The organism is Gilliamella sp. Bif1-4 (assembly GCF_001690535.1).
GTDB classification, from domain to species: Bacteria; Pseudomonadota; Gammaproteobacteria; order Enterobacterales; family Orbaceae; genus Gilliamella; species Gilliamella bombi.
In genome coordinates this window covers 1-1,564 of the sequence record NZ_LZHC01000022.1, presented here as the reverse complement: position 1 = coordinate 1,564, position 1,564 = coordinate 1, and the positions used below count along the sequence as shown (strand labels likewise).

The following is a 1,564-nucleotide window of genomic DNA, read 5'->3' as shown; positions in this document are numbered from 1 at the left end:
CGCTACTGTTTTACCTGGGTAAAGAATACCCATGATAACCTCAGCACCACGTTCACTTGCAGCAGCACCCAAGCCACCCACTAGTGCAGAGTTGCCTTGTAGCTCGGCTACCACCGCACCGAGTATCGCATGGCTGACGGTGTTGGCAACGGTGCTTCCTTCGGTCTGTTGTTTGATAATAGTCGCAATTTTTGGCGCGAGTGCCCCTGCGGCTGCCCCTGTCATGTCGCCACTGATTAAGCCGTTGATGAGACTCACGGCCATGTCAATGCCTTGACGCGTGTCACTGCCCATCGCTGTCATGCCTTGATTCATCGATTCTTTGTAGGCGTCTTCGTAGATTTTTTGTTGCTGCTCGTCGGTTAAAACGATGCCTTTGTCTGCGGCTTTTTCTTGTTCTTTTTCTACCGCTTCTTTTGCCTTGGATTCAGCTCTTATCCGGTCTATATGATTAAGCATCGTTAACGTTTCACCACCAATTTCACTTACTAACTGCGTTTGGTCGATGATGTCTTGCTCTTTTTGTTTGTTAAAAATGTGTTTGAGTTCGTTATTCGCCTGCTCAGTATCTCGGCTTAATTCGTTGATATCTTGTTTTTGGTCGTCTTTGTTGCGGATAATTATCGTCCCTTCCGATACCGCTGAATGCGTCGTCGAATGCTCGCTTTCGTTTTTGTTGCGACTGGTTGGCATCGATGGCATGCCGCTAGAGCTTACCCCTGCACTACTGCTACTGACTTGGTAGTCCGCTTTGTTTTCGATATCACTAAAGCTGATTGTGCCTGTGTCAAGGCGGTTTTGGCTCTTGTCTTTCGCTTCTGAGGCTATTACCGCACCTTTTAAGTCAGTGTTATTGCCGACCTTAATGTCAAAGCCACCACTGCCGGCAAAGATGCCCGATTGGTCGGTCACACTTTGCCAGTTGCTGTCCATTTTCGTTTTGCTCGCCGAGGCATTAATACTACTTGAGCCTCCATAAGAAAAACTTCCCCCTACCGAGGTTGACGTGCTTTTAGAGTGGAACTCATCGCTGTCTTGTTTCGATTCAATATTAAGGTCATGACCAATATCAGCCACCACCCTATCGCCTTTCACTTGCCCTGCAACAATGTTGGCGTCATTACCGGTGATAATCGTGAGCTTGTTGCCTGCCTCTACCACACTTTCTGTCCAATCGGTACCGTTACCTTTTTCTCTGGATTTGCTTTGGCTAGCACTGGCCGAGATGGTAAAGCCATTTTTTTCTCCACCAAAGTTATAGCCCACACCTACCGAGCCACTGCTGCTTTTTTCTTTGCTGTCGGTTTTTATCGTGTTTTCTTGACCAATGATGTTGACATCATGGTTCGCTTTGAGCATTGCATCATGACCGGCAGATACCTGACTGCCAATGATATTGATATCGCCACGCTCTTTTTGACCATTGCCCGTCGCAATAATGCTGAGGTTATGCCCCGCTGAGACGCCACTACTTACTACGGTGTGTTGCTCTTGGTTTACCGTGCGTTTGGTCTTTTCACTGCCCAAACTGACATTAATGCCAATGGAGGCTTGTGGCGTACCA

At 47.7% G+C, this 1,564-nt stretch carries 1 protein-coding gene; it reads right to left on the bottom strand.

The annotated features are described in order from the left end of the window. A partial coding sequence (locus tag A9G25_RS02745; protein ID WP_176701067.1) for a hemagglutinin repeat-containing protein occupies positions 1-1,564 on the bottom strand: 1,564 nt, incomplete at both ends.